Here is a 26,728-nt window from a genome sequence, read left to right on the forward strand (position 1 = left end):
CCCCTTGCCACAAAACTATCATTACCTGGCTTGACAAATGTTAAAAAAGAAAAAGTTCTGGGGATAACCTGACCTGACTGGTGTTTTATGTTGCCACTGTCCAAATTTTGGCCGCTATCGCGCTAATCATTCAGGCGCTATGCTAAATATCCTGACATGCTACTGGTTTTTCATCCAGTGTTTTTTACTGGCATTCCTGGCAACAAGGAGTAAAATTACACACCTGCCGCTTATAACGTCATCAGGTTGTCGCCCATGAGTAAACCGTTCAAATTGAATTCTGCTTTCCGTCCATCAGGCGATCAGCCTGAGGCGATCCGTCGTCTGGAAGAGGGGCTGGAAGATGGGCTGGCGCACCAGACGCTGCTGGGGGTAACCGGCTCGGGTAAAACGTTCACCATCGCCAACGTGATTGCGGATCTCCAGCGCCCAACAATGGTGCTGGCACCCAATAAAACCCTGGCGGCGCAGCTATACGGCGAAATGAAAGAGTTCTTCCCGGAAAACGCGGTGGAGTATTTCGTCTCCTACTACGATTACTACCAGCCTGAAGCCTATGTGCCGAGCTCTGACACCTTCATTGAGAAAGATGCCTCGGTGAACGAACACATCGAGCAGATGCGACTGTCGGCCACTAAGGCGCTTCTTGAGCGTCGTGATGTGGTGGTCGTCGCCTCGGTTTCCGCGATCTACGGTCTGGGCGATCCGGATCTCTATCTCAAGATGATGCTGCACCTGACGCAGGGGATGATCATCGACCAGCGTGCGATTTTGCGTCGTCTGGCGGAGCTGCAGTACACCCGCAACGATCAGGCCTTCCAGCGCGGCACCTTCCGCGTGCGCGGCGAAGTGATCGACATCTTCCCGGCAGAATCGGACGATATGGCGTTACGCGTCGAGCTGTTTGACGAGGAGGTCGAGCGCCTGTCGCTCTTCGACCCGCTGACCGGACACGTTGAGTCAGTGATCCAGCGCTTCACCATCTACCCGAAAACGCACTACGTGACGCCGCGCGAGCGTATCGTACAGGCGATGGAAGAGATCAAAGTGGAGCTGGCGGAACGCCGTAAGGTTCTGCTGGCGAACAATAAGCTGCTCGAAGAGCAGCGCCTGAGCCAGCGTACCCAGTTTGACCTTGAGATGATGAACGAGCTGGGCTACTGCTCCGGCATTGAAAACTACTCGCGCTTCCTCTCCGGGCGCGGGCCCGGCGAGCCGCCGCCGACGCTGTTTGATTACCTTCCGGCCGACGGTTTGCTGGTGATCGACGAATCCCACGTCACGATCCCGCAGATCGGCGGGATGTACCGCGGCGACCGGGCGCGTAAAGAGACGCTGGTGGAGTATGGTTTCCGCCTGCCGTCAGCGCTGGATAACCGTCCGATGAAGTTTGAAGAATTTGAGGCGTTGGCGCCGCAAACCATCTACGTCTCGGCCACGCCGGGCAACTACGAGCTGGAAAAATCCGGCGATGAGGTGGTGGACCAGGTGGTGCGTCCGACTGGATTGCTGGACCCGATTATCGAGGTGCGTCCGGTGGCAACGCAGGTGGACGACCTGCTCTCTGAGATCCGCGCCCGTTCCGCCATTAACGAGCGCGTGCTGGTGACCACGCTCACCAAGCGTATGGCGGAAGACCTCACCGAGTATCTCGAAGAGCACGGCGAGAAGGTGCGTTATCTTCACTCGGATATCGATACCGTGGAGCGCATGGAGATCATCCGCGATCTGCGTCTGGGCGAGTTTGACGTGCTGGTAGGGATCAACCTGCTGCGAGAAGGTCTGGATATGCCGGAGGTCTCGCTGGTGGCGATTCTGGACGCGGATAAAGAGGGCTTCCTGCGTTCCGAGCGTTCGCTGATTCAGACCATTGGCCGCGCCGCGCGTAACGTCAACGGTAAAGCGATTCTGTACGGTGACAAAATTACCCCGTCGATGGCGAAAGCGATTGGCGAGACGGAACGACGCCGCGAGAAACAGCAGCGCTACAACGAAGAACACGGCATTACGCCGCAGGGGCTGAACAAGAAGGTGGTGGATATTCTGGCGTTGGGTCAGAACATTGCCAAAACCAAAGCGAAAGGCCGCGGCAAGGCGCGTTCAGTGGTGGAAGAAGATACCGTCGTGCTGACGCCGAAAGCGCTGCAGCAGAAAATCCACGAGCTGGAAGGGCAGATGATGCAGCACGCGCAGAACCTGGAGTTCGAAGAGGCGGCGCAGATCCGCGACCAGCTTCATCAGCTGCGGGATCTGTTTATCGCGGCATCGTAGGTTGGTTTTGCCCGGTGGCGCAGCGCCACCGGGTTTTATTGTCAGCCCAGCGCCTGAATCGCCTTCTCCAACGCCTCGCGCAGCAGATGGCGATCGTGGCGATATTTGATATCTGAAGCCTCCAGCGGCTCCTGAATCACTACACGATCGCCGATGCCGGACACATCCACCTTCGGCCCAACCACCACGCCGTCAATGATCTTCTTACCGACGTAATGCTCCATCAAGCTGAGTTTATCCGCCAGCGACAGGCTTGCGGCTGCCGGACTCAGCTCACGGCCTAAATTGCCGATGTAAACCATCGGGGCAGGAGTGCGGCGCAGCGCCTGTGCCAGCTCTTTCACCAGCAGAATGGGCATCAGGCTGGTGTAAAAACTGCCCGGACCGATCAGGATAAGATCCGCTTCCCCGATGGCCTCCACCGCTTCTCGCGTGGCGGGCACGCTCGGATAGGTCATCAACTCCGCTGGCGGCAGGAGGAGCTGGTCGATATTCACCTCGCCGTAAACTTCATGCCCTTCGGCGTCGATGGCCATTAAGTCAACCGGTTGTTCAGACATGGGGATCAGGAATGCGTCCACTTTCAGCAGATTACGGATCAAGTTAATGGCTTCCAGAGGCCGTACGCTCAGGTGATCCAATGCCTTTAACATCAGATTTCCAAGGTTATGCCCGGAAAGTTCGCCATTGCCGCCAAAACGGTACTCAAACATCGCCGATGCGACGCTCGGCTCGGTAATTAACTGGTTCAGGCAGTTGCGCATATCTCCCCAGGCAATGCCGCCTTCGGCACGACGAATGCGCCCGGTTGAGCCGCCGTTATCGGTGGTAGTCACTATCCCTGTCAGCCTTGAGCCGAGTGACGATAAAGAGGACATAACCCGGCCTAAGCCGTGTCCTCCGCCAAGAGCGACCACTCGGTCAAGATCCGCAAAAGTGCGATTGCGCATACGTATTCCTTATCACGTTCGATCGCGTAACAGTAACCTAACTACCCCTAAAAGACGATGCCTCACCCGATGCAAAATGACGTATATCAATGTGAAAATGCGGTTTTTAGGTATTCTGTAGCGAAAATGCAGGATTGATTCGCTATATACGTAATTATATAGCGAGAAGCGACAATGGCGCCGTGAGAATTTCCGCGCTACTATCGCCCTAACCACGTTTTCAAAAATGAAAACATACACTCTAGCCCTTGTGCCTGTGTCGAAAGATATGGCGCTCTGGCCGTGGCGAATTTGCCACCAGGGTACAGAAAGAAATGACTGTGCCTCCCGATCTGGAAAGGTGTACATGGCTTCACAACTTACTGATGCTTTCGCGCGTAAGTTTTATTACTTACGTCTGTCGATTACCGATGTGTGCAACTTCCGTTGCACCTACTGCCTGCCCGACGGCTACAAACCGGGCAGCGTTACCAATAACGGCTTTCTCTCCGTGGATGAAGTGCGCCGCGTTACGCGCGCCTTCTCTGAGCTCGGCACCGAAAAAGTTCGCCTTACCGGCGGTGAACCCTCGCTGCGCCGCGATTTCCCCGACATCATTGCCGCCGTGCGTGAAAACGAACGTATCCGCCAGATTGCGGTGACCACCAACGGTTACCGTATGGCGCGCGACGTGGCCACCTGGCGCGATGCGGGCTTAACCGCCATTAACGTCAGCGTGGACAGTCTGGATGCCCGCCAGTTCCACGCCATTACCGGCCAGGATAAATTCCAGCAGGTCATGGACGGTATCGATGCGGCATTTGCGGCCGGCTTCGAAAAAGTCAAAGTCAACACGGTGCTGATGCGTGATGTAAATCATCACCAGCTCGATACCTTCCTGGCGTGGATCAAAACCCGCCCCATTCAGCTGCGTTTTATTGAACTGATGGAAACCGGCGAGGGCAGCGAGCTGTTTCGCCGCCATCACATCTCCGGCATGGTGCTGCGCGACGAGCTGCTGAAACGCGGCTGGATCCACCAGATCCGCCAGCGCAGCGACGGTCCGGCGCAGGTCTTCTGCCATCCTGATTACGAAGGCGAAATTGGGCTTATCATGCCTTACGAGAAAGACTTCTGTGCCAGCTGCAACCGCCTGCGCGTCTCCTCCGTGGGCAAGCTCCATCTCTGCCTGTTCGGCGACGGCGGCGTGGACCTTCGCGATCTGCTGGAAGACGATGCGCAGCAGGACGCGCTTGAAGCACGCATTTCTGAAGCGCTGACGCATAAAAAACAGACCCACTTCCTGCATCAGGGCAATACCGGTATTACTCAGAACCTGTCCTACATCGGCGGGTAATCAGGCTTAAGAAGGAATCAGAAGATGAGTCAGGTAAGCGCAGAATTTATCCCGACACGCATTGCTATTCTTACCGTTTCCGACCGCCGTGGCGAAGAGGATGATACCTCCGGCCACTGGCTGCGCGATGCGGCCCATGACGCAGGACATAACATCGTTGATAAAGCGATCGTGAAGGAGAACCGCTACGCCATTCGCGCGCAGGTCTCTCAGTGGATCGCCAGCGATGAAGTTCAGGTGGTGCTGATCACCGGCGGCACCGGCTTTACCGCAGGCGATCAGGCCCCCGAAGCGCTAATCCCGCTGTTCGACCGCGAGGTGGAAGGCTTCGGCGAAGTGTTCCGCATGCTCTCCTTTGAAGAGATTGGTACCTCCACGCTTCAGTCGCGCGCCGTGGCGGGCGTGGCTAACAAAACCCTGATTTTCGCCATGCCGGGCTCGACCAAAGCCTGCCGCACCGCGTGGGAAAACATCATCGCCCCGCAGCTGGATGCCCGTACCCGTCCGTGTAATTTCCATCCCCATTTAAAGAAATAAGCTATGTCACAACTGACCCACATTAACGCCGCTGGCGAAGCGCATATGGTGGACGTCTCCGCCAAAGCGGAAACGGTGCGCGAGGCGCGCGCGGAAGCGTTCGTCACTATGTTGCCGGAAACCCTGACGATGATTATCGACGGCAGCCATCATAAGGGTGACGTGTTTGCAACCGCGCGCATCGCGGGAATTCAGGCCGCTAAACGCACCTGGGATCTCATTCCGCTGTGCCATCCGCTGATGCTGAGCAAGGTGGAAGTGAACCTGCAGGCGCAGCCGGAGCACAATCGCGTGCGCATTGAGTCACTCTGCCGCTTAACCGGCAAAACCGGCGTGGAGATGGAGGCGCTGACGGCGGCCTCCGTTGCCGCGCTGACCATCTACGACATGTGCAAAGCGGTGCAGAAAGATATGGTGATTGGCCCGGTGCGTCTGCTGGCGAAAAGCGGCGGCAAATCCGGTGATTTTAAGGTGGACAGCCATGATTAAGGTGCTCTTTTTTGCGCAGGTGCGCGAGCTGGTGAATACCGATAGCCTGACGCTGGATGCGTCTTTTGATAACGTTGCTGCCCTGCGCGCGCATCTGGCGGCACAAAGCGACCGCTGGGCGCTGGCGCTCGACGAAGGCAAGCTGCTGGCCGCCGTTAACCAGACGCTGGTGGAATTCACCCATCCGCTGAACGCAGGGGATGAAGTGGCCTTCTTCCCGCCGGTGACAGGGGGCTAAGATGGCTGAAACCCGAATTCTGGTGAGTCATGAGCGTTTTAGCGTAGGGACAGAATACAGCTGGCTGGCGGAACGCGACGAAGACGGTGCGGTCGTGACCTTTACCGGCAAAGTGCGCAATCACAACCTCGGTGATAGCGTGAAGGCGCTGACGCTGGAGCACTATCCCGGCATGACGGAGAAATCGCTGGCGGAGATTGTCGACGAGGCGCGAGGCCGCTGGCCGCTCGGGCGCGTCACGGTAATTCACCGCATCGGCGAGATGTGGCCCGGCGAGGAGATTGTCTTCGTCGGCGTGACCAGCGCCCACCGCGGCAGCGCGTTTGCGGCAGGGGAGTTCATTATGGATTTCCTCAAAACCAAAGCCCCGTTCTGGAAGCGCGAAGCCACGCCGGAAGGGGATCGCTGGGTAGAATCTCGCGACAGCGATAAGCAGGCCGCCAGCCGTTGGTAGTTGGTTTACGTGGATGTGTTACTCTTAACGAGTGTGTCTACTTAATCTTAATCAGGAGTGAATCATGGACCGATTTCCGCGTTCCGATTCAATAGTACAGCAGACCCGTAGCGGCCTGCAGACGTATATGGCTCAGGTGTATGGCTGGATGACGGTTGGCCTGCTGCTTACCGCGTTTATCGCGTGGTATGCAGCGAACACGCCGGAGCTGATGATGTTTATCTTCTCCAGCAAAATCACCTTCTTTGGGCTGATTATCGCGCAGTTGGCGCTGGTGTTTGTGCTTTCTGGTCTGGTGCACAAGCTGAGTGCCGGCATGGCAACGACCCTGTTTATGCTCTATTCGGCGCTAACGGGCCTGACGCTTTCCAGTATTTTCATCGTTTACACCTATTCATCCATCGCCAGCACCTTCGTGGTGACCGGCGGGATGTTTGGTGCGATGAGCCTGTACGGTTACACCACGAAGCGCGATCTGAGCGGCTTCGGCAGCATGCTGTTTATGGGGCTGATCGGGATTGTGCTGGCGTCGCTGGTGAACCTGTGGCTGAAGAGCGAAGCGCTGATGTGGGCTGTGACCTATATCGGGGTGGTACTCTTCGTGGGGTTAACGGCCTATGACACCCAGAAGCTGAAAAACATCGGTGAGCAGATTGACGTGCGCGACAGTTCCAACCTGCGCAAATACTCGATTCTGGGGGCGCTGACGCTGTATCTGGACTTCATCAACCTGTTCCTGATGCTGCTGCGAATTCTTGGCAACCGTCGTTAAGATTGCTTTGCCGGGTGGCGGTGCTGTCTGGTGCCCTCACCCTGACCCTCTCCCACGGGAGAGGGAACAAACACTAAAAACGGCAACAAGGTTGCCGTTTTGCTTTTATTTCGCCAGCGCCTTCTCATTCTTCGCCCGTAACTTCTTCGCCCGGCTCTCCAGAACCAGATAGCAGACCGTTGCCAGCGCCAGCGGCAGGAAGTAATACAGCATGCGGTACGCCAGCAGGGCCGCAATAATCGTTCCCTGAGAGACATGCTCCCCGGCCAGCAGGGCAATAAACACCGCTTCCAGCACGCCGATCCCCGCCGGAATATGCACAATCACCCCGGCAATGCTGCTCACCAGCAGCACGCCCAGCACGAAGAAATAATTTACGTCCTCGCCAATCAGCAGCCAGATAATAGCCCCCATCGCCATCCAGTTGGCGCTGGAGACCGCCATCTGCAGCACCGCAAACTTCCACGAGGGCAGCACCAGCTTTTGCCCCTTGATGGTCATATGGCGGCGTCTGGCAAACGCGCAGGCCCATAGATACACGGCGATGATCAGCAGCAGTACGATGCCCAGAATGCGCAGCGTGGCCTCATCGATATACCAGTGCGCGGGCAGCTGCACCACGCCGATGGTGAAGATCACCCCGCCGAGCAGAATATAGCCCAGCCAGTTGGTGGTGATGCTTAACGAGAAAATGCGTGTGATGGTCCCGCCCGGCAGGCCGAGCCGCGAGTAAAGGCGATAGCGCATGCCAATCCCCCCAACCCAGGTGCTCAGCGTCAGGTTAAAGGCGTAGCAGATAATCGACACCAGCATCACCTGACGTTTGGCCAGCTTGTGGCCGCAGTAGGCGCGACCCAGAAGGTCATAGCAGCCGTACATCAGGTAGCTCACAATGACCAACCCTGCAGCGCCCAGCAGCACCATCCGGTTATAGTTGCGGATAACCTTCCACACCTCTTCCCAGTCAACTTTCTGCGCGTAGACCACCAGCAGAACCGCGACCGCAATAAAAAACAGCCATGTCAGGATCTTTTTTGCCAGCCGCCAGCGTGGATGCGATTTCGACATCAGGGTTTGCCTCCATCTTCCGCTTCTATGCGGTCCTGGGTTTCCATTTCGGGTTGTACCGGCGGGTCCACCTGCGCCAGCTTAGGCGTATGCGCCGGCAGCCAGCCGACCATCGCCGGGAAATGCCGCAGGAAGTGGAACACCACCACGCTGATGCCCAGGTTCCACCAGGTGCGTTTGGGAACCATGGACTCATCCACACGCACGCAGTCATTGACGATTAGCGCCTGCAGGTTATCCCGCAGGGTCTGATTAAACTGACGATCGTGAATGATCAGGTTGGCTTCAAGATTCAGCGACAGGCTCAGCGGATCGAGGTTACTGGAGCCCACGGTGGCCCAGTGATCGTCCATCAGCGCGACTTTGCCGTGCAGCGGCCGACGGCGGTATTCGTAGATCTGTACGCCGCCCTTCACCAGATAGTTATAAAGCAGCCGCGCCCCGACTTTGACGATCGGCATATCCGGTTCGCCCTGCACAATCAGCTTCACGCGTACCCCGCGCCGGGCCGCATTGCGCATGGCGTGCAGCAGGCGATAGCCCGGGAAAAAGTAGGCGTTAGCAATAATCACTTCGCGCTTCGCGTTGGCGAGCATCTTGAGATAATGACGTTCGATATCGTCCCGGTGCTCGCCGTTATCCCGCCAGACGAAAAGGGCCTGCGCTTCGCCTGGCTTCCGGTTCTCTTCCGGGCGATGACGTCGTCGCCACCAGCGGCGAACGGCCTCTTTCCCCGGCAGGTTCTCCAGCTCAAACAGCAAAATGTCCTGCACCACCGGGCCTTCAATGCGAATGGCGTAATCCTGCTTCGCTTCCGGACCGTAGTCGGACATATGCTCCGCGGAGTAGTTAATGCCGCCAACAAACGCCACCGTCTCATCCACCACCACAATTTTGCGGTGCATCCTGCGGAAAAGGTTGGTCCGCATGCCGAAAAGGCGAGGGCCGGGATCGTAGTAGCGGAACACCACCCCCGCGGTGGTCAGTTCGTTGACGAACGCATCGCTGAGGTCCGGCGAGCCATAGCCATCCAGCAGCACTTCAATTTTGACGCCGCGCTGGGCGGCGCGCAGCAGCACGCTGTGCAGCTGCTTGCCGACGTTGTCTTCGAACCAGATAAAGGTTTCGAGGATCACCTTCTGCTGAGCGTTATCAATCGCCTTAAACACGGCCGGGTAATACTCGTCCCCGTTGACCAGCAGCGTGATCCGGTTGCCTTCCTGCCAGGAACATTTCATAGGTGGATCTCCGCGCTGAGCGGCGCATGGTCGGAAAGATGCCGCCAGTTAAGGAGCGCCAGGGCGGTTGGGCTGCTGGCGTGGGCATTTTTCACATAGATGCGGTCAAGCCGCAGAAGCGGGAAACGGACCGGAAACGTGCGCGCAGGCCTGCCGTTGGCGCGCGTAAAAACCTCCTCCAGTCCGGCCTCCACCTTCAGCGGATGGTTTGCCCGCTGTCGCCAGTCGTTGAAGTCGCCCGCAACCACCACCGGTTCACCTTCGGGAAGCGCATTGGTCCATTCGGCCAGCATTTTCAGCTGCGCCTGACGATGGGCTTCGCGCAGGCCAAGATGAACACAGCCCACGTGGATGGGCAGCTCAAGGTCGGGCGGGGTAATGCGGCAGTAGAGCAGGCCGCGTTTTTCGCTCTCCCCGACGGAAACGTCGCGATTTTCATAATGTTCAATGGGATAACGCGACAGCACCGCGTTGCCGTGATGCCCTTCCGGATAGACCGCGTTGCGGCCGTAGGCGTAATCACTCCACATGGTGTCGGCCAGAAATTCATAGTGCGGCGTGTCGGGCCAGTTCTCAAAGTGAAGCGGATGCACTTCATGTGCGCCCATCACCTCCTGCAGGCAGACAATATCCGCGCTGACGGTGCGCACCGCGTCGCGCAGCTCCGGTAAAATGAAGCGGCGGTTAAATGCTGTGAAGCCCTTATGAATGTTTATCGTCAGCACCTTAAGCGAGAAATGCTGCATTTTTTTCGTCATAAGCTCCTTCCTGAGTGACTATCCCAATGAAAATAAAGTGTAGTCGGCGTCACAAAAAGATGCGGTGTTACGGAATTTTCCGTAAAGTGCGGTAGTCTGATTAAGCAGAGAAAAATCCTTCAGGAGAGAAGCCATGAAGTGGCAACAACGTGTTCGTGTCGCAACTGGCCTGAGTTGCTGGCAGATAATGTTGCATTTACTGGTCGTGGCCGTACTGGTGATGGGCTGGATGAGCGGCACGCTGGTGCGCGTTGGCCTGGGGCTATGCGTCCTTTACGGCGTCACCGTGCTGTCGATGCTGTTCTTACAGCGCCACCATGAAGCGCGCTGGCGCGAGGTAGGTGACGTGCTCGAAGAGCTCACCACCACCTGGTACTTTGGTGCGGCGATGATTGTTCTGTGGCTGCTGTCACGCGTGCTGCAAAACAACCTGCTGCTGGCCCTGGCGGGTCTGGCTATCCTCGCAGGGCCTGCGGTGGTCTCGTTGCTGACCAAAGAGAAAAAGCTACGCGATGTTGCGTCTAAACATCGCGTACGCCACTGAGCCCGTCGTGGCCGCTATGACCAGTAGCGGCCACAAACTTCCCCAGACGATATCCAGACTCGCATCCTTCAGATAGATTTGCTTGGTGATGTCCGTAAAGTGTCGAATCGGATTTACCCATGTCAGATCCTGTAGCCATACCGGCATGTTCTCGACGGGAGAAACATAGCCCGAGAGCAAAATCGCGGGCATCATAAAGACGAATACCCCGATAAACGCCTGCTGCTGCGTCGAGCAGAGCGCCGAGATCAGCAGCCCAAACCCCACCAGCGACAGCCCGTAAATCACCATCGTGAAGTAAAACAGCGCCAGCGAACCGGCGAACGGGATCTGATAGGCCCAAATACCGACTCCCAGCACGATGGTGGCCTGGAACGTCGCGACGATCAGCGCCGGCACCGCTTTGCCGACGAAAATTTGCCAGGTGGCGAGCGGGGAGACCAGCAGCTGATCCAGCGTGCCCTGTTCACGCTCGCGGGCGACGGAGAGAGAGGTCACAATCATCACCCCGATGGTGGTGATCATGGCGATTAGCGACGGCACCACGAACCACTTGTAGTCCAGATTAGGGTTATACCAGTTGCGCACCACCAGCTCGCTGTTGTTGAGCTTCGGTTTGCCGTCCATCAGCTCCTGCTGGTAATCCTTCACCACCTGCTGCAGATAGTTGGCGGCTATCTGGGCGCTGTTGGAGTTACGCCCGTCGAGGATCAGCTGCATCGGCGCGGTCTGGAAGGTATCCAGATTACGGGAAAAATCCGCCGGGAACCGCACCAGCAGCAGCGCTTTTTGCGTGTCGATGGTGGGCTGGATCTCCTTCGGGCTTTTCAGCAGCAGGATGTGGGTAAAGGCTTTCGCACGCGCAAAGCGCTGCGTTAGCTCGACGGAGTGTTTGCCGTTGTCTTCGTTGTAAATGGCAATGGTGGCGTTGGTCACCTCCAGCGTGGCGGCAAACGGGAACAGTAAAACCTGGATCAGCACCGGCAACACCAGAATGGCGCGGGTTTGCGGCTCGCGCAGCAGGGATTGCAGCTCTTTGCGTATTAACGTCCATAAACGGTGAAACATGCGCGCTCCTTAATCTAACCGCCGTTTGGTTTTCATCCACGTCAAACCGATAAACATCACCGCCGAAGCCATTAAAAACAGCGTGTTGATAATCAGCACTACCGGAATATTCCCCGCCAGGAACAGGCTTTGCAGCGTGCTCACGAAGTAGCGCGCCGGGATAATGTAGGTCACGGCGCGGATGACGGCAGGCATACTGTCTATCTGGAAGATAAACCCTGAGAGCATTATTGACGGCAGGAAAGCGGCATTCAGCGCTACCTGCGCGGCGTTAAACTGGTTGCGGGTGATGGTGGAGATGAGTAGCCCCATGCCAAGCGTGCTGAGTAAAAACAGGCTGGTGATAAAGAACAGCACGACCAGCGAGCCGCGATACGGCACGCCGAGGATAAAGACTGACACCAGCATACAGAGCAGCATTGCCAGCATGCCGAGGAAGTAGTAGGGAATGAGCTTGCACAGCAGCAGCTCGACGCGCGTCACTTCGGTTGAAAGCAGCGCCTCCATGGTGCCGCGCTCCCACTCGCGGGCGATCACCAGCGAGGTTAGGATCGCGCCAATCACCGTCATGATAATCGTCACCGCGCCCGGAATAATAAAGTGCTGGCTGATGGCGGCGGGGTTAAACCAGTAGCGGGTCTGTACGTCGATCAGCGGTTTAAATTCTTCACCCCGATCTTCCGCCCGCTGCATTTGCCACAGCTGCCAGATCCCCTCCGCGTAGCCCTGCACGAAGTTCGCGGTGTTTGGCTCGCTGCCGTCGGTAATCACCTGGATCGGCGCATCGGTATTTGCCCGCGCCATGTTGGCGGCAAAATTCACCGGAATGACGATCAGACCGCGAATCTTCCCGGCCTGCATCTTCTGGATCAGTTCCTGGCGGCTGTCGCTGATGGTGGCATCAATGTAGGGAGAGCCGGTCATAGCGTGGGTAAAGTCCAGCGCCTCTTTGCTCTGCTGCTCCAGCAAAATCCCGACCCGCAGCTTGCTGGAATCCAGGTTAATGCCGTAGCCAAAGATAAACAGCAGCAGCAGGGGGATCACTACCGCAATCAGCCAGCTGCTGGGGTCACGCACGATCTGCCGCGTCTCTTTAATGCACAGCGCGCGCACCCTGCGCCAGGAAATGGCCTTACTGCGCATGGGCATTCTCCTTATCCCAGTCGTGGATGAGGGTGATGAACGCCTGCTCCATGGTCGGGTCCGGCACCTCATCGTCGGCGGCCTGGTTTTTCAGGTCGTCCGGCGTGCCGTGGGCAATCAGCTTGCCGCGATACACCAGCCCGATGCGGTCGCAGTACTCCGCCTCGTCCATGAAGTGGGTGGTCACCATCACGGTCACGCCTTTTTCCACCATGCTGTTGATATGCAGCCAGAACTCGCGGCGGGTAATGGGATCAACGCCAGACGTGGGTTCATCCAGAAACAGAATATCCGGCTCGTGCATCAGCGAGCAGGCCAGCGCCAGCCGCTGCTTAAAGCCGAGCGGCAGCTCGTCGGTGGCGTGTGAAGCAATGTTGGTTAACCCGAAGGCATCGCTCATGCGGCGGATTTTGTCGTTCTGCGCCCGCCCGCGCAGGCCATACACGCCGGAGAAAAAGCGCAGATTCTGCTCGACCGTCAGGTTGCCATACAGGGAGAACTTCTGCGCCATGTAGCCCAGGTGCTGGCGCGCCTTGCCGGAGCTGACCTTCAGGTCCATATCCAGCACCAGCGCCTTGCCGGACGTCGGCACCAGCAGGCCACACATCATCTTAAAGGTGGTCGATTTTCCCGCGCCGTTAGGCCCGAGCAGGCCAAAAATCTCACCGCGCTTCACGGCAAAATTCACGTTGTCGGTGGCGGCGAAATCCCCGAACTTTTTGGTGAGGGATTTGGCTTCGATCACCGTTTCGCCCGGCGTGCCTTCCACCGTGTGCAGAATCGCCCCAAGCGGCGATTCTGACGTGCCCGCGCCGCCCAGCAGGTCGATAAACGCGTCCTCAAAGCGCGGCGCGGTCTCTTCCATCTCAATCGTCGGCATGCCGGGCGCATGGCGAATATCGTCGACTGTGACCTCTTTTTTGAGGATCACCCGTACCGAGCGGCCCTGAATCATCCCGTCGCTGACCTGCGGCAGTTTGAGCACCCGCTGCAGCAGCCTGCGGTTGGACTCCTGCGGACTGTGCAGCAGAAAGCTGCGCCCGGCCATGCTCTGCGTCAGCGTCGTCGGCTCGCCCTGATAAAGCAGTTCGCCTTCGTTCATCAGCAGCACGTCACGGCACTGCTCCGCTTCGTCGAGGTAGGAGGTGCTCCAGAGGATCAGCATCCCGTCGCCGGCCAGCTCGTGCACCATCTGCCACAGTTCTCGTCGCGAAATCGGGTCCACGCCAACGCCGGGCTCGTCCAGCAGCAGCACCTTTGGCTCGCCGACCAGCGTGCAGGCCAGCCCCAGCTTCTGCTTCATCCCACCGGACAGCTTGCCCGCCAGCCGGTCGGTGAACGGGCCGAGGGAGGTAAACTCCAGCAGGCGGGCGAAGGTTTTCTCCCGGGTTTCGCCGGTGACGCTGCGCAGGTCGGCGTACAGGTTCAGGTTTTCCATCACCGTCAGATCTTCATACAGGCCAAACTTCTGCGGCATATAGCCGAGCATGGCGTGGAGCGCGCCGTCGTCTTTAATCGGATCCAGGCCCAGCACGCTGGCCGAGCCTTCATCCGGCTTCAGCAGTCCGGCCAGCATCCGCATCAGCGTGGTTTTCCCCGCGCCGTCCGGGCCGACCAGCCCGGTCACATAGCCCTTCTGGATAGTGCAGTTCAGCGGCGCGACGGCCGGTTTGTCCATTCCCGCGAAGCGTTTAACCAGATTGTTGAGCTGAATAACCGCGTCATTCATGTCGTTCCCCGTTGTCTACTTTTACGGTGACGGGCATGCCCTGGCGCAGCGCGTCGTCCGCATCGGTCACGATGATGCGCAGGCGATACACCAGGTCGGTACGCAGGTCCGGTGTTTCAACGGTTTTCGGCGTGAATTCGGCGGTAGGGGAGACAAAGCCCACTTTGCCGTGATACGGCTTGTCCGGGCGACCGTCGGTATAGAGCAGCAGCTCGCGGCCCGGCTGCATCTGGCCGAGATTCGGTTCATCAATGTAGGCGCGCACCCAGACCGGGCGGGTCAGGGAGAGCGTTAAGACGGTGCTGCCCGCGCTGAGCATGCTGCCGGGCTCCACGGCGCGGGTCATCAGCGTACCGTCAGACGGTGCGATTAAGGTGGTGTCGTGCAGATCGAGCTCTGCCTGCGCCAGCTGCGCCTGCGCCTGTTCAAGGCTGGCTTTCGCCTGGGCGATATCCTGCGGGCGGTTACCGGTGTGGTACTGGCTTAACTTATCCTGCGCGGATTTTAGCGTTGCCTGCGCCTGGTCGCGGGACGAACGCGCATTTTCCAGATCGTTGGCGGAAATGGTGCGGCTTTTCCACAGCCCCTGCTGGCGCGCGTAGAAGTTCTGCGCGTAGTCATAGGCGGCCTGCGCCTGCTTAACGGCGGCGGCGGCCTGGGCAATCTCTTCGTCGCGATAGCCGGCCAGCATCAGGTCATACTGTGCCTGGGCGACGGACACGCCTGCTTTGGCCTGCAGCAGCGCATTCTCATAGGGCGCTTTGTCCAGCATCCCCAGCGTCTGCCCGCTTTTAATGGCATCGCCTTCGTCCACGCTCAGCGAGGCGAGACGACCGCCTACGCGGAAGCTCATGTTCACCGTGCGAATATCCACGTTACCGTACAGCGTCAGGCCTTTATCCTGATGGCCTTGATACCACAGCCATCCACCGACGCCTGCGGCAAGCAAAACAACGACCACCAGAATGATGGCGACAGGTTTTTTCATGACTTCGGGCTCCTTTGCGTTAAGCCTTGCAGGATCAGATCGAGATGACAGGCGATCACCTCGCCTATCTGCGCGGCTTTATCCTCATCAAATTGTGTCCAGCCGGTGCGTAACAGGATGGTTTCCCTGCCCAGACGGAAGGCCAGAATTTCACCCAACAGGGCGTGGGTATGCAAAATTGTCTCGGTATCACTGGCGTCCCGCCCGGTATAGGCGGCGATCAGCCGGGTCAGGTGGGTATGCATCGGAGCAATGACCCGATCGTGTACCCGCTGGTAGGCGGCAGTGGGGGAGAGCTGCTCGCGGGAGATAAACTTGCTCAGGTTGAGCGTATCGTCGTGCGTCAGCAGGCGGATCATGTTGTTACAGGCATTGAGGATCAGCTGGCGGATGGCCTCGCGATCGGGCGACGGCTGGCCGAGCAGCGCGGTGGCTTCCTCTACGTGTGGGTGAAACTGCGTGCCGATAAAATCGGCAATCCACTCGGCGCAGGCGAGATATAAATCTTCTTTTGAGCCAAAATAGTAGGTAATCGCCGCAATGTTCTGCCCGGCCAGCGCGGCGATATCGCGCGTGGTTGCATGCAGGCCGTACTCACCAAACTGCGCCAGCGCGGCGGCGATAAGCTGGTTTTTGGCCTGTTCACCTTTGGTTGTTGTGGGTGTCGTATTCATGGCGGCATTAAGAATTAATCAATCGATTGATTAAGATTATGCCTGATTCCCGCTAACGTCGAGGGAATGCGGAGGGATATTTTATGCGCCACGTCACAAAAGCTGCTACACTCCGCTCCTTCGCGACATTGTGGTTTTTGTCCTCTCAATTGTTATATCTCCCTGAAAACTACACCTGTGATGGTCGGGGCGGTTCGGAGTTTTTATGTCTTTTGATTCCCTTGGCCTGAACCCGGAAATTCTGCGCGCGATCGCAGAGCAGGGCTACGTTGAGCCAACCCCAATCCAGCAGCAGGCGATCCCCGCCGTTCTTCAGGGACGTGACCTGATGGCCAGCGCCCAGACCGGCACCGGTAAAACCGCGGGCTTTACCCTGCCGCTGTTAGAGCTGCTGGTAAAAAACCAGCCGCACGCCAAAGGCCGTCGTCCGGTTCGTGCCCTGATCCTCACCCCAACCCGCGAGCTGGCCGCGCAGATTGGCGAGAACGTGCGTGACTATAGCCGCTATCTCAACATTCGCTCGCTGGTGGTTTTCGGTGGCGTCAGCATCAACCCGCAGATGATGAAGCTGCGCGGCGGCGTGGACGTGCTCATAGCAACACCGGGTCGTCTGCTGGATCTCGAACACCAGAACGCGGTGAAGCTCGATAGCATTGAAATTCTGGTGCTGGACGAAGCCGACCGCATGCTCGACATGGGCTTCATCCATGATATTCGTCGCGTGCTGGCCAAGCTGCCTGCGCGTCGTCAGAACCTGCTCTTCTCTGCGACCTTCTCCGACGAGATCAAGGCGCTGGCGGAAAAGCTGCTGCATAACCCGCTGGAAGTGGAAGTGGCGCGCCGCAACACCGCCTCCGAGCAGGTGACGCAGCACGTTCACTTTGTGGATAAAAAGCGCAAGCGGGAACTGCTCTCCCAGATGATAGGCCAGGGCAACTGGCAGCAGGTGCTGGTCTTTACCCGCACCAAGCACGGTGCCAACCACCTGGCTGAACAGCTGAACAAAGACGGCATCCGCAGTGCGGCGATCCACGGTAACAAAAGCCAGGGCGCGCGTACCCGTGCGCTGGCGGACTTCAAGTCCGGCGACATCCGCGTGCTGGTGGCCACCGACATCGCTGCCCGTGGCCTCGACATTGAAGAGCTGCCGCACGTGGTGAACTACGAGCTGCCAAACGTGCCGGAAGATTACGTGCACCGTATCGGTCGTACCGGCCGTGCGGCGGCCACCGGTGAAGCGCTCTCTCTGGTTTGCGTGGACGAGCACAAGCTGCTGCGTGACATCGAACGCCTGCTGAAGAAAGAGATCCCGCGCATCGAAACCCCGGGCTATGAAGTGGACCCGTCAATCAAAGCCGAGCCGATTCAGAACGGTCGTCAGGGCGGTCGCGGTCAGGGCGGCGGCGGTCGCGGCCAGCAGCCGCGTCGTGCCGAAGGTGGCGCGCCGAAGTCATCCGGCAAACCGCCGCGTCGTAGCAACGACGGCAAACCGGCCGGCGAAAACCCGTGGCGCAGCGGCGAAGGCAAGCCGGCAGGGGAAGGGCAGCGTCGACGCCGCCCGCGTAAACCTGCTAACCCGCAGTAATATGGAAGCCCGGTCGTAAAGCCGGGCTTTTCTTTTTGCGGCAGAGAAGAGAAAGTGCCACAATAGTGGCTGTTTATACAGTGTTTCAGGTTTTCCGATGGCTTTAACCGCTGCGCTGAAAGCGCAAATTGGCGCATGGTATAAGGCGCTACAACAGCAGATCCCCGACTTTATCCCCCGAGCGCCGCAGCGGCAGATGATTGCCGACGTGGCAAAAACGCTCGCCGGGGACGACGGGCGACATCTGGCGATTGAAGCCCCGACCGGCGTCGGGAAAACCCTGTCGTATCTCATTCCCGGCATCGCGATTGCGCGGGAAGAGGACAAAACGCTGGTGGTCAGCACCGCCAACGTGGCCTTGCAGGACCAGATCTTTAGTAAAGATTTACCGCTGCTGCGCAAAATCATCCCCGACCTGCGGTTTACGGCCGCCTTCGGCCGCGGGCGCTACGTCTGCCCGCGTAACCTGGCAGGGCTTGCCAGCAGCGAGGCGTCGCAACAGGATTTGTTGGCGTTCCTCGACGACGATCTCACGCCAAACAACAAAGCCGAGCAGGAGCTCTGCGCAACGCTGAAAGGCGATCTTGATGGCTATAAGTGGGACGGCCTGCGCGATCACACCGATAAAGCCATCAGCGACGATCTGTGGTGCAGGCTCAGCACCGACAAAGCCAGCTGTCTGAACCGCAACTGTCACTACTACCGCGAATGCCCGTTCTTCGTCGCGCGGCGCGAAATTCAGGAAGCCGAAGTGGTGGTGGCTAACCACGCCCTGGTGATGGCGGCGCTGGAGAGCGAAGCGGTGCTGCCGGAGCCGAAAAACCTGCTGCTGGTACTCGACGAAGGACACCATCTGCCCGACGTGGCGCGCGACGCGCTGGAGATGAGCGCGGAAATTACCGCGCCCTGGTTCCGCCTGCAGCTGGATCTCTTCTGCAAGCTTGTCGCCACCTGCATGGAGCAGTTCCGCCCGAAAACCACGCCGCCGCTGGCGGTACCGGAGCGTCTGAGCGACCACTGTGAAGAGGTTTACAGCCTTATCTCGTCGCTGAACAACATCCTGAATCTTTATCTTCCGGCAACCCAGGAGGCCGAACACCGTTTTGCCATGGGCGAACTGCCGGACGAGGTGATGGAGATCTGCCAGCAGCTGGCGAAGCATCTGGAAAAGCTGCGCGGGCTGGCGGAGATGTTCCTGAACGATCTCAGCGAGAAAACCGGCACCCATGACGTTGTTCGCCTTCACCGTATCCTTCTGCAAATGAACCGTGCGCTGGGGATGTTCGAAGCACAGAGCAAGCTCTGGCGGCTGGCCTCGATGGCGCAGGCGTCGGGCGCGCCGGTCACCAAATGGGCCACCCGTGAAGTGCGGGACGGCCAGGTGCATCTCTTTTTCCACTGCGTGGGCATCCGCGTGGCCGATCAGCTGGAAAAGCTCATCTGGCGCAGCGTGCCGCACGTGGTGGTCACCTCCGCCACGCTGCGCTCCCTGAACAGTTTTTCTCGTTTGCAGGAAATGAGCGGGCTTAAAGAGAAAGCGGGCGATCGTTTTGTCGCGCTGGACTCGCCGTTTAACCACTGCGAGCAGGGGAAGCTGGTGATCCCGCGCATGAATTACGAGCCGCTCATCGACAACGAAGAGCAGCACATTGCGGAAATGGCGGCCTACTTCCGTGAACAGGTTGAGAGCAGGAAATACCCCGGCATGCTGGTGCTGTTTGCCAGCGGACGCGCGATGCAGCGCTTCCTCGAACACGTCACCGATCTGCGTTTATTGCTGCTGGTGCAGGGCGATCAGCCGCGCTACCGGCTGGTGGAAACGCACCGCAAACGCATTGATAACGGCGAGCGCAGCGTGCTGGTGGGATTACAGTCCTTCGCGGAAGGTCTGGATTTGAAGGGCGATTACCTGACGCAGGTGCATATACATAAAATCGCCTTCCCGCCTATCGATAGCCCGGTGGTGATCACCGAAGGGGAGTGGCTGAAAAGCCTCAATCGCTATCCGTTTGAGGTGCAGAGTTTACCTGCGGCATCGTTTAACCTCATTCAGCAGGTCGGGCGTCTGATCCGTAGCCACGGCTGCTGGGGGGAGGTGGTGATTTATGATAAACGCCTGCTCACCAAAAATTACGGCCAACGGCTACTGAACGCGCTGCCGATCTTCCCGATCGAACAGCCAGAGGTGCCCGAGGTAAAAAAACGCCCGGCAAAACCAGCCGCCGGGCGCAAGAAAAGCATCCGTGCTAAGGGGCGCGGTCCTACTGGTAAATGAAGGTCACCTGCACCACGCTGCTGAACGTTCCTGCCGTGACCGGCAATGAGGTGGCGTAATAGCGGGCGGCCAGCGGGAAATCCGCCGTGTGATTGTTCTGGTTGATCAGCACGCTGAAGCTGGCGTCCGGGGCAAGCGAGATCTGGTCCTGCGGGTCGGCAAGCTCCAGCGCCAGTCCTTTCGCGGTTCCGGTGCTGGCGAATTTAGTCGGATGAAGGCTGTCTGGCTGACCGTGAAAGGTGGCCGTGGCCAGCACGGAAGTGGTTGGGCATTTCGACAGGGTTAAGTCGAATGATTTCCATTGTCCGGTATCGCCCACATCCTTAAAATCGCCGGTATTCGCTTTGCCCAGATTGACCGTCAGGTTCTGGCTGGCGCTGTCCACCTGGCAGGCGTTGGCATAAATGTTTCCGCGAACATCGAGTTGAATTTCTTCCGCCAGGCTCTGGCTGGCCACTCCAAGCAGTAAAAGGGTTAATAACGTTTTCATTTGTAGGCTACCGTAATGGTTGCGACGGCATTCGCCGTTCCGGGCGTCACCTCCGAACTGGTTTGTTCGTAAGAGACGCTGAAGGGATATTGCGACTGGATATTGGCATAGGCGGTAAAGGTATTCATATATTGCCCGAAAACAGATATCTGGCCGTTAAAGAGCATTTTCACCCCCACGCCGGTGGCGACGCCGCTTTCCGGCGTTAATTTGATCACGCCGGGAAAATTCGTTTCATAGCCATTAGCGCTGGTGATCATCATTTCCGGCTGTACATCCCGATCGCAGAGCATGCCGATATTGAATACCGACTGGGAGACCAGTGTTCCCGGACCGGTAAAACGGCTCACCGGAAAATCACCCAGCGTGACGGTCAGGGATTTAGGTGACACCGAACAGGTCACTGCTTTTACCTGAACATTGCCTGAGTAAGAGAGGGTATTAGGGTCACCCAGGGCCTCAACGCGTCCCACTGCAAGGTTGAATTGCGTATTGCTCATTGTCAGTGCGCCCGAAGCCACGGTTTCGCTGGTTTTTACCAGTTCCAGCATCACGTCAAAGCTAAAGGGGATGGTAGAGTCGCTGTTTATCGTACCGGAGACCTGGCCTACGGGCATATTCGCCGAACAAATCTGGTCCGCTGCGCCAGTCACGCGCTGTCCTTTATCATTTCTTAGCGAGATGCCGATACCAGCAACGCCTGTTTCATAGACGCCCGGAAGCCCGGGGATCTCTTTGCCGAATCCGTTATAGCACGCGATGATTGGCTGACCCGCATCCGGCGCGTAGTAACAGTTTCCCGATATGTGCACGGTGCGTTCAGTTCCCGGAATGGTCGAACCTACGGGCAGGCTGGTGGAGACCGAAATCGACGTTAATGATAGTAGCGCGGGCAGGCTCGGCGATTGGCAAGAAGCTTTCGCGTGCGGCATAAAGAGTGCTGCCGTCGCCAGAACTAAAAGTAAGAAAAATGATTTTGCTATCTGCATCATGATCGGTCCGGTGTTAATCAGTGACACTGCGCCGCAGCGTTAATAATGTTGGTGTTATCTTTCTCTTGCATCAGGGCGTAATCGGCGACGCAATGCTCGCTCCCCTCCTTGCCCCAGGAAACGAAAAGGCGTCCATGCTGCGGCAGTCCGGTGAGATACACCAGGCCGTCGTTACCGACGATAAATTCACTGCTCTTATCTTCCGTGGTAACCGTTGCGCCGAAGGGCAGCGGTTTGTCTTTCCAGGCCAGCGTCATTAAGACGCGGTTGCCCACGCGTGTATCGAAGCTGGCACGAACTATCGCGCCGCGTGTTGGTGTAACCGTCTGCGAGGCGTGCGTCACGTCGGCATCTTCTGGCAGTGTCTCCGTGTCCAGCGAAATTGGGGTGTGACGCCACGGAGTGACAAACGGCACCAGCGTATAGCCGCGATAGTCCGTTTCCACGCCCGTCTGGTTGGCAACGTGTGTGCCATGCGTGCCCGGCGCTTTAATCAGCACCACGGTTTCTCCCAGGGTCTGACCGAAGGTGATGCCGTCAGAGTGGGCGACAATGCCGCCCTGGATCCCGGCGTTCACGGTGTGCTGATGGCTGTCCTGGCTTACGCCGCCGTGCACTTCACCGTAGGTGCCTTTGTAATCCGCATTCATACTGGTGGCGGTGTTGTTATTGGCGCTGTCCAGCCCCTGCTGCACGTTCCAGCTCAGCTTGTCTCCCTCCAGCGCGGTACCATTCAGCCCCAGGTTGTGGGTGGTGCCGTCTTTACTGTTGTTCAGGCTGTAGTTTGCCCAGGTATTAGGCAGCCAGCGGTCGAGTGGAACCGACACGTTGAGGCCGATTTGTCGGTCATAGCTGATGGATTTACCGTCCTCGTCCGTGTCGTTGCTGTTTTTATTGACGCTGTAGCTCAGGCTATAGCTCACGCCGTGCCAGCTGTTGTTGTAGTTAACGCTCAGGGAGGTCATATCCTGACTCTGGCTCCAGTAACGCTCTTTCACCAGGCTTAGCGTCACCGAACCCCGCTTGTCGCCCAGGGTCTGGTCGATGGTGGCCTCCGCCCGCGAGCGGCGCTGCTGTGGAGCGGACCAGTCGTTTGCACTGGTCCAGGACTCCATGGTGTCCTGCAGGGTATAAAAGCCTTTGCTGTTGTAGCGATAACCCGCCAGCGAAAAGTTAGTGCCGGTCGAGGTAAAATTTTTGCTATAGCGCAGACGAAGGGATTGCCCTTTGCTGGTTTTGCGCTTTTTCAGTAACGCTTTGGCGCGGGTAACGTCCAGGGAGAACGCTCCGAGGTCGCCAAAGTTTTTCCCTGCGCCGAGCGCGGCGGAGTGGTAATGCGAACTCTGTTGCGTACCGCCGTAAACGGTGACGCCGTGTGACAGGCCATAGATGGCGCTGCCCTGGGTGAAAGGGGTCTTCTCAACCTCTTTATCGTATGAACGGTAGCGCCCCGCAGCGACGCTGTACTTCAGGTGTTTTTCCCGCTGCAGCACAGGCACGGAGGCAAACGGCACCACGAAATGACTCTCGCTGCCGTCGGTCTCTTTTACCGTGACGTTCAGATCGCCGCTGCTGCCGGTAGGGTAGAGATCGTTAATCTCAAACGCGCCTGGGGCGACGGTGTTTTGGTAGATAACGTAGCCATTCTGGCGAACCACCACCTGGGCGTTACTGTGCGCCGTACCGCGTACCACCGGGGCATACCCGCGCTCGCTGTCCGGCAGCATGTCGCTTTCGGTAGCCAGCTGTGCGCCAGTGTAAGAGACACTGTCGAAAACGTCGGCCTGGGTGCTGCTCTGTCCCACGGTCAGCTCGCTCTTCAGCCCCACGATATCGCGCTGGGCATAGGTATAGACCGTGTTCAGCTTGCCGTCGTCCTGACCGCCATCCGAATTGTGGTTCCAGGTGCTGTAATTACGCACGCGCCAGGCACCAATGTTAAAACCGGGGCGCAGGTTAATAAACTGGCTGCTGTTGTCCGCTTCCCCTTGCTGGCGAGCGCGGCTTTGGCTGGCGTTAACGCTATAGTTCAGGATGCCCGCGGTGATCCCTTCGTCATACTCTTTCGGATCGATGTAGCCGCGAGGCACCTGGCCCAGAGCCGACTGGGGAATACTCAGCAGTAGTTGCTGGTTTTTGATGCGGAAAGTTGCCGAGGCCGAAGGAATGGCGCTGAGGTCCGCGCATTCCCCTTTTGCCGCCAGCTTTGGATAATCTTTGGTTTTGATGCCCAGACGCGTTAATTCATCCAGACTCAGGCAAGGCTGCAGGGAATCATCTCCCTGGGCATCTTTTTGTAATGTAAAAAGGACGTCACGTGTGTCGATTTTATTGTTATTGACGAACACCGTGACCTGGTATTTACCTGGCGCCTGACCGGGACCTTTTTCATAAACAGAGAGATCGGTCTTTGCCTGTTCTGGATTATCAATATCCAGCAGGGCAGGGTTAAAATAATCATCAGCGTGGGCCTGCAGCGCGCAGCATGTCACCGCTATTCCAAAAAAAGTGGGCAGCATTTCACGCAGTCGACGTAATAGCGGCTTATTTGTGCTGTACATGATTATTCAGGCGTCAACAGATATTAACGAACGGATGCAGACCAGGTTTTACTGATGCTTCCGTAATCGGTAATGACCGACCAGCTTACGGTGTTACCGCTCATATTTGTCGGAAGAGCAAAGCGGGTAGAGGTATTTGGCACAGCCCAGGTCGCTTTTGCCACTTTTTGGCCGTTCAGCGTAACGCTCTGGAAATTCATATAGAAAGGCGTGGGGTTGTTTACTACCAGAGCATTGCCTTCGCGGTGCCATTCCAGTTTGTCAGCAACTTCTTCGGGTTTGCCTTTAATCGATGCAGGGCGATACAGCAATTTAATTCGGGTGTTAATGGCTATTTGTAATGTATTAATGCCCTCTTCATGGCTTGAAGAAGGAATGGCTTTAATATTTAACCAGTACAACGACTCGCGGTCTTCTGGCATATTTCCGCCGGTACGAACCACACGCAACACGTTATCTTCTTTAGCGTTCAGACGGAACAGCGGTGGAGTAATCAGAAATGGCGCTTTACCGCCTTTTTTCAAACCGGTATCCACCCAGGACTGTACCAGATAGTTAATCTCATCCGGATTGGAAATCCCAATCGAAGACTCTTTTTTCTCTCCCTGATAAACCAGTCGAGTGCCATTAATAATCACACCTGCATGGGCTGTTACTGCGGTCAGTAAAAGTGCGCTTAATAAATAACTGTGTCGCATAAATCTGTCTCAATGAAAGAGGAAATATTAGCCTTCGCGTGAAGACGAATATCTCCTCATTGATCGTATCAGTTATAAATAACTGTAAAAGTAGAGGCTGAGTTAGCCTGGCCGGCAGTGATCGATGCCTGAGTCTGAATATAACGCGCGCCAAACTCCAGATTATTTACCGTCGTTCCAGCAGCTAAAGGGTACTGCTTGGAAGGCGTATATAAACTGACAGGCTGTTCGGAAGAATCAACCAGCTGAATCGCCACGCCAGCTGCAGTCGTCGCACCCGGGGTCAAGGACAGCGTGGTGTTATTGTCCGCATCTGGCGTACCACCGAAATTAATGGCTGCAGACGTGACCGTTTCCGGGCAGTCTTTTAACTGAATATCAAATTTCGTTAAGGTGCTGGTAGAGCCTACACCATTAAATGTTGTTTTGGATACTTTGCCCAGAGTAACATTCAGCGGACTGCTTAAGCCGTTAACGACCTGACAGGCGGAATCGATAATTTCACCTGTGAAGTTAATTTGCCCTTCACCGGTGGATGCTGCGAACGAAGATGCAGAGCATCCCAGAGCGGCAGCAATGAATAAACCTAAAGTGACTTTTTTCATATTTAAACCTGTATGTTTCTCCTTTCAACATCTGCATCCCGCATTATTCGAAGTTTTGTCTCAACTACTCACCGCTGGTTATTTAATCAGAAAACTCGGGTCGGGAAAGGTCCTGCGCGGCTTCCAAATAATTCAATTAATTCTTGCAAAATAATTTTTCTCAATAAAACAATTAATTATAAAAATCAGCAGGGCGGCCAAAAAAACTAACGGCGGAGTCATTATCAGGGCTATATTGTTGATAACCTGCTGTAAGGAGAAATGTCGTGGATTATCGTAAAATTATCAAAGAGGTAGGGCGTGGGAAGCATCATGCCCGCGACCTGGACCATGAAACTGCTCGCGCGCTTTACACCCGTATGCTTAACGGCGAGGTTCCGGAGCTTGAGTTGGGCGGTATCCTTATTGCGCTGCGTATTAAAGGCGAAGGTGAAGCGGAGATGCATGGCTTCTATGAAGCCATGCAGGCACAAACGCTGCGCTTAACGCCGCCGGTGGCAAAACCTATGCCGATCGTGATCCCGAGCTACAACGGTGCGCGCAAGCAGGCAAATTTAACTCCGCTGCTCGCTATCTTATTACACAAGCTGGGATTCCCGGTGGTGGTGCACGGCGTAAGCGAAGATCCCACCCGCGTGCTGACGGAGACCATTTTCGGGATGTTGGGGATTGAACCAACGCGTCATGCCGGTCAGGCGCAGGCTAAGCTGGATGGCCACCAGCCTGTTTATATCCCGGTCGGCACGCTCTGCCCGCCGCTGGAGAAGCAGCTTGATATGCGCTGGCGCATGGGCGTGCGCAACAGCGCGCATACGCTGGCAAAACTGGCCACGCCGTTTGGCGAAGATGTCGCCCTGCGTCTCTCCAGCGTCTCGCACCCGGAATACGTGGCACGCGTGGGGCAATTCTTTGAGGCAATTGGCGCAAGGGCGCTGTTGATGCACGGCACGGAAGGCGAGGTTTATGCGAACCCGCAGCGCTGCCCGCAGATCATGCTGATTGATTCTTCAGGTACGCGCGCCATTCTTGAGCGTGGGGAAGAGAATACCGGTGTGATATTGCCTGAGGCAAAAGATCCCCATACTACAGCCCACTGGATTGAGCAGTGCCTTGCCGGAAATGTTCCTGTTCCGCATTCGATTAAGCTGCAAATGGCCTGCTGTTTGCTGACAACCGGCGAAGTGGAATCTGTCCAGGCCGGGCTTGAACGTGTGGCGCAGGCGTTTTAGACAAAAAAAAGCCCGTCCAGTGGCGGACGGGCAAGC

General features: G+C 57.2%; 25 protein-coding genes and 1 riboswitch. Of the genes, 11 read left to right on the forward strand and 14 right to left on the reverse strand.

Annotated elements, in window-relative coordinates; genetic code table 11:
• Nucleotides 1-255 precede the first annotated feature (255 nt).
• Entirely contained in the window at nt 256-2,271 is a 2,016-nt protein-coding gene (gene uvrB, locus FOY93_RS06910) for an excinuclease ABC subunit UvrB (protein WP_008501138.1), read from the forward strand.
• Between the two features lie 41 nt (nt 2,272-2,312).
• Here the strand turns inward: uvrB and yvcK are convergent, their stop codons facing one another.
• A complete protein-coding gene (gene yvcK / locus FOY93_RS06915) occupies nt 2,313-3,221 on the reverse strand; it encodes a uridine diphosphate-N-acetylglucosamine-binding protein YvcK (protein ID WP_127730109.1) in 909 nt (302 codons plus the stop codon).
• Between the two features lie 225 nt (nt 3,222-3,446).
• A riboswitch (molybdenum cofactor riboswitch) is annotated at nt 3,447-3,580 on the forward strand.
• On the opposite strand from yvcK, the gene moaA reads away from it, so the two are divergent.
• The 6 genes from moaA to FOY93_RS06945 all read left to right on the forward strand — a co-directional run bounded on the left by moaA (nt 3,568) and on the right by FOY93_RS06945 (nt 7,047).
• The gene (moaA, locus tag FOY93_RS06920) at nt 3,568-4,557 is read left to right on the forward strand and encodes a GTP 3',8-cyclase MoaA (protein ID WP_133294025.1); all 990 of its coding nucleotides are present in this window, start codon (nt 3,568-3,570) and stop codon (nt 4,555-4,557) included. It overlaps the preceding riboswitch by 13 nt.
• Nucleotides 4,558-4,581: 24 nt before the next feature.
• Nucleotides 4,582-5,094, forward strand: a complete 513-nt coding sequence (moaB, locus tag FOY93_RS06925) for a molybdenum cofactor biosynthesis protein B (RefSeq protein ID WP_115874539.1) — start codon at nt 4,582-4,584, stop codon at nt 5,092-5,094.
• A gap of 3 nt (nt 5,095-5,097) precedes the next feature.
• Nucleotides 5,098-5,583 (forward strand): cyclic pyranopterin monophosphate synthase MoaC, encoded by a 486-nt coding sequence (moaC, locus tag FOY93_RS06930; RefSeq protein ID WP_111963819.1) that lies wholly within the window; start codon nt 5,098-5,100, stop codon nt 5,581-5,583.
• Complete coding sequence (moaD, locus tag FOY93_RS06935) at nt 5,576-5,821, forward strand: molybdopterin synthase sulfur carrier subunit (protein WP_111963820.1); 246 nt, start codon at nt 5,576-5,578, stop codon at nt 5,819-5,821. The genes moaC and moaD overlap by 8 nt, the downstream gene beginning before the upstream one ends.
• Before the next feature lies 1 nt (nt 5,822).
• Entirely contained in the window at nt 5,823-6,275 is a 453-nt protein-coding gene (moaE, locus tag FOY93_RS06940) for a molybdopterin synthase catalytic subunit MoaE (RefSeq protein ID WP_133294026.1), read from the forward strand.
• Nucleotides 6,276-6,339: 64 nt separating this feature from the next.
• Nucleotides 6,340-7,047, forward strand: coding sequence for a Bax inhibitor-1/YccA family protein (locus FOY93_RS06945; RefSeq protein WP_069719576.1), 708 nt, complete (start codon nt 6,340-6,342; stop codon nt 7,045-7,047).
• Between the two features lie 105 nt (nt 7,048-7,152).
• Here FOY93_RS06945 and FOY93_RS06950 read toward each other — a convergent pair whose 3' ends face one another.
• The 3 genes from FOY93_RS06950 to FOY93_RS06960 are packed head-to-tail and all read right to left on the reverse strand — an operon-like array spanning nt 7,153 to nt 10,111.
• Nucleotides 7,153-8,115: a lysylphosphatidylglycerol synthase domain-containing protein gene (locus tag FOY93_RS06950; protein WP_136195374.1), complete on the reverse strand. Its 963-nt coding sequence runs from the start codon at nt 8,113-8,115 to the stop codon at nt 7,153-7,155.
• Nucleotides 8,115-9,353, reverse strand: coding sequence for a cardiolipin synthase ClsB (clsB, locus tag FOY93_RS06955; RefSeq protein WP_111963823.1), 1,239 nt, complete (start codon nt 9,351-9,353; stop codon nt 8,115-8,117). Before clsB ends, FOY93_RS06950 begins: the two co-directional genes overlap by 1 nt.
• The gene (locus FOY93_RS06960; RefSeq protein ID WP_115874543.1) at nt 9,350-10,111 is read right to left on the reverse strand and encodes an endonuclease/exonuclease/phosphatase family protein; all 762 of its coding nucleotides are present in this window, start codon (nt 10,109-10,111) and stop codon (nt 9,350-9,352) included. Before FOY93_RS06960 ends, clsB begins: the two co-directional genes overlap by 4 nt.
• Before the next feature lie 133 nt (nt 10,112-10,244).
• Here FOY93_RS06960 and FOY93_RS06965 point away from each other — a divergent pair, with 133 nt between their 5' ends.
• Nucleotides 10,245-10,655 (forward strand): YbhQ family protein, encoded by a 411-nt coding sequence (locus tag FOY93_RS06965; RefSeq protein ID WP_023334980.1) that lies wholly within the window; start codon nt 10,245-10,247, stop codon nt 10,653-10,655.
• On the opposite strand, the gene FOY93_RS06970 is transcribed toward FOY93_RS06965, so the two are convergent.
• From FOY93_RS06970 to cecR, 5 genes are read right to left on the reverse strand one after another with little or no spacing between them, the layout of a single operon-like run.
• Nucleotides 10,617-11,723: an ABC transporter permease gene (locus tag FOY93_RS06970; RefSeq protein ID WP_133294028.1), complete on the reverse strand. Its 1,107-nt coding sequence runs from the start codon at nt 11,721-11,723 to the stop codon at nt 10,617-10,619. The genes FOY93_RS06965 and FOY93_RS06970 overlap by 39 nt on opposite strands.
• A 9-nt stretch (nt 11,724-11,732) precedes the next feature.
• The gene (locus tag FOY93_RS06975) at nt 11,733-12,866 is read right to left on the reverse strand and encodes an ABC transporter permease (protein ID WP_133294029.1); all 1,134 of its coding nucleotides are present in this window, start codon (nt 12,864-12,866) and stop codon (nt 11,733-11,735) included.
• The gene (locus tag FOY93_RS06980; protein ID WP_143344849.1) at nt 12,856-14,595 is read right to left on the reverse strand and encodes an ATP-binding cassette domain-containing protein; all 1,740 of its coding nucleotides are present in this window, start codon (nt 14,593-14,595) and stop codon (nt 12,856-12,858) included. The genes FOY93_RS06975 and FOY93_RS06980 overlap by 11 nt, the downstream gene beginning before the upstream one ends.
• Nucleotides 14,588-15,583 carry a secretion protein HlyD gene (gene hlyD / locus FOY93_RS06985; protein WP_143344850.1) on the reverse strand — a complete coding sequence of 332 codons (996 nt, stop codon included), beginning with the start codon at nt 15,581-15,583 and terminating at the stop codon, nt 14,588-14,590. Before hlyD ends, FOY93_RS06980 begins: the two co-directional genes overlap by 8 nt.
• Nucleotides 15,580-16,257: a transcriptional regulator CecR gene (cecR, locus tag FOY93_RS06990; protein ID WP_133294032.1), complete on the reverse strand. Its 678-nt coding sequence runs from the start codon at nt 16,255-16,257 to the stop codon at nt 15,580-15,582. The genes hlyD and cecR overlap by 4 nt, the downstream gene beginning before the upstream one ends.
• Before the next feature lie 205 nt (nt 16,258-16,462).
• On the opposite strand from cecR, the gene rhlE reads away from it, so the two are divergent.
• Nucleotides 16,463-17,842: an ATP-dependent RNA helicase RhlE gene (rhlE, locus tag FOY93_RS06995; RefSeq protein WP_133294033.1), complete on the forward strand. Its 1,380-nt coding sequence runs from the start codon at nt 16,463-16,465 to the stop codon at nt 17,840-17,842.
• A 97-nt stretch (nt 17,843-17,939) separates the two neighbouring features.
• Nucleotides 17,940-20,117, forward strand: coding sequence for an ATP-dependent DNA helicase DinG (gene dinG / locus FOY93_RS07000; RefSeq protein ID WP_143344851.1), 2,178 nt, complete (start codon nt 17,940-17,942; stop codon nt 20,115-20,117).
• On the opposite strand, the gene FOY93_RS07005 is transcribed toward dinG, so the two are convergent.
• From FOY93_RS07005 to FOY93_RS07025, 5 genes are all read right to left on the reverse strand, one after another.
• Nucleotides 20,104-20,607 carry a fimbrial protein gene (locus FOY93_RS07005; RefSeq protein ID WP_133294035.1) on the reverse strand — a complete coding sequence of 168 codons (504 nt, stop codon included), beginning with the start codon at nt 20,605-20,607 and terminating at the stop codon, nt 20,104-20,106. The genes dinG and FOY93_RS07005 overlap by 14 nt on opposite strands.
• Nucleotides 20,604-21,596 (reverse strand): fimbrial protein, encoded by a 993-nt coding sequence (locus FOY93_RS07010; RefSeq protein ID WP_143345709.1) that lies wholly within the window; start codon nt 21,594-21,596, stop codon nt 20,604-20,606. The genes FOY93_RS07005 and FOY93_RS07010 overlap by 4 nt, the downstream gene beginning before the upstream one ends.
• 20 nt (nt 21,597-21,616) lie before the next feature.
• On the reverse strand, nt 21,617-24,160 hold the full coding sequence (locus tag FOY93_RS07015; RefSeq protein WP_143344852.1) for a fimbria/pilus outer membrane usher protein: 2,544 nt from the start codon (nt 24,158-24,160) through the stop codon (nt 21,617-21,619).
• Nucleotides 24,161-24,183: 23 nt separating this feature from the next.
• Complete coding sequence (locus tag FOY93_RS07020; protein ID WP_111963833.1) at nt 24,184-24,858, reverse strand: fimbrial biogenesis chaperone; 675 nt, start codon at nt 24,856-24,858, stop codon at nt 24,184-24,186.
• Nucleotides 24,859-24,926: 68 nt separating this feature from the next.
• Nucleotides 24,927-25,463, reverse strand: a complete 537-nt coding sequence (locus tag FOY93_RS07025) for a fimbrial protein (RefSeq protein ID WP_143344853.1) — start codon at nt 25,461-25,463, stop codon at nt 24,927-24,929.
• A 266-nt stretch (nt 25,464-25,729) separates the two neighbouring features.
• Between FOY93_RS07025 and ybiB the strand changes: the two genes are divergently transcribed.
• Nucleotides 25,730-26,692, forward strand: coding sequence for a DNA-binding protein YbiB (gene ybiB / locus FOY93_RS07030; protein ID WP_143344854.1), 963 nt, complete (start codon nt 25,730-25,732; stop codon nt 26,690-26,692).
• Nucleotides 26,693-26,728: the final 36 nt, after the last annotated feature.

This window comes from Enterobacter sp. 18A13 (assembly GCF_007035975.1).
GTDB lineage: Bacteria > Pseudomonadota > Gammaproteobacteria > Enterobacterales > Enterobacteriaceae > Enterobacter > Enterobacter vonholyi.

Coding starts and splice junctions, on each gene's coding strand:
- FOY93_RS06980 (WP_143344849.1), bottom strand. CDS start 14,595: ATGAATGACGCGGTTATTCAGCTCAACAATCTGGTTAAACGCTTCGCG.
- FOY93_RS07010 (WP_143345709.1), bottom strand. CDS start 21,596: ATGCAGATAGCAAAATCATTTTTCTTACTTTTAGTTCTGGCGACGGCA.
- FOY93_RS07015 (WP_143344852.1), bottom strand. CDS start 24,160: ATGTACAGCACAAATAAGCCGCTATTACGTCGACTGCGTGAAATGCTG.
- rhlE (WP_133294033.1), top strand. CDS start 16,463: ATGTCTTTTGATTCCCTTGGCCTGAACCCGGAAATTCTGCGCGCGATC.
- FOY93_RS06970 (WP_133294028.1), bottom strand. CDS start 11,723: ATGTTTCACCGTTTATGGACGTTAATACGCAAAGAGCTGCAATCCCTG.
- moaA (WP_133294025.1), top strand. CDS start 3,568: ATGGCTTCACAACTTACTGATGCTTTCGCGCGTAAGTTTTATTACTTA.
- moaE (WP_133294026.1), top strand. CDS start 5,823: ATGGCTGAAACCCGAATTCTGGTGAGTCATGAGCGTTTTAGCGTAGGG.
- FOY93_RS06950 (WP_136195374.1), bottom strand. CDS start 8,115: ATGTCGAAATCGCATCCACGCTGGCGGCTGGCAAAAAAGATCCTGACA.
- FOY93_RS07005 (WP_133294035.1), bottom strand. CDS start 20,607: ATGAAAACGTTATTAACCCTTTTACTGCTTGGAGTGGCCAGCCAGAGC.
- moaC (WP_111963819.1), top strand. CDS start 5,098: ATGTCACAACTGACCCACATTAACGCCGCTGGCGAAGCGCATATGGTG.
- yvcK (WP_127730109.1), bottom strand. CDS start 3,221: ATGCGCAATCGCACTTTTGCGGATCTTGACCGAGTGGTCGCTCTTGGC.
- clsB (WP_111963823.1), bottom strand. CDS start 9,353: ATGAAATGTTCCTGGCAGGAAGGCAACCGGATCACGCTGCTGGTCAAC.
- moaB (WP_115874539.1), top strand. CDS start 4,582: ATGAGTCAGGTAAGCGCAGAATTTATCCCGACACGCATTGCTATTCTT.
- cecR (WP_133294032.1), bottom strand. CDS start 16,257: ATGAATACGACACCCACAACAACCAAAGGTGAACAGGCCAAAAACCAG.
- uvrB (WP_008501138.1), top strand. CDS start 256: ATGAGTAAACCGTTCAAATTGAATTCTGCTTTCCGTCCATCAGGCGAT.
- FOY93_RS07025 (WP_143344853.1), bottom strand. CDS start 25,463: ATGAAAAAAGTCACTTTAGGTTTATTCATTGCTGCCGCTCTGGGATGC.
- FOY93_RS06975 (WP_133294029.1), bottom strand. CDS start 12,866: ATGCGCAGTAAGGCCATTTCCTGGCGCAGGGTGCGCGCGCTGTGCATT.
- moaD (WP_111963820.1), top strand. CDS start 5,576: ATGATTAAGGTGCTCTTTTTTGCGCAGGTGCGCGAGCTGGTGAATACC.
- dinG (WP_143344851.1), top strand. CDS start 17,940: ATGGCTTTAACCGCTGCGCTGAAAGCGCAAATTGGCGCATGGTATAAG.
- FOY93_RS07020 (WP_111963833.1), bottom strand. CDS start 24,858: ATGCGACACAGTTATTTATTAAGCGCACTTTTACTGACCGCAGTAACA.
- FOY93_RS06965 (WP_023334980.1), top strand. CDS start 10,245: ATGAAGTGGCAACAACGTGTTCGTGTCGCAACTGGCCTGAGTTGCTGG.
- hlyD (WP_143344850.1), bottom strand. CDS start 15,583: ATGAAAAAACCTGTCGCCATCATTCTGGTGGTCGTTGTTTTGCTTGCC.
- FOY93_RS06960 (WP_115874543.1), bottom strand. CDS start 10,111: ATGACGAAAAAAATGCAGCATTTCTCGCTTAAGGTGCTGACGATAAAC.
- FOY93_RS06945 (WP_069719576.1), top strand. CDS start 6,340: ATGGACCGATTTCCGCGTTCCGATTCAATAGTACAGCAGACCCGTAGC.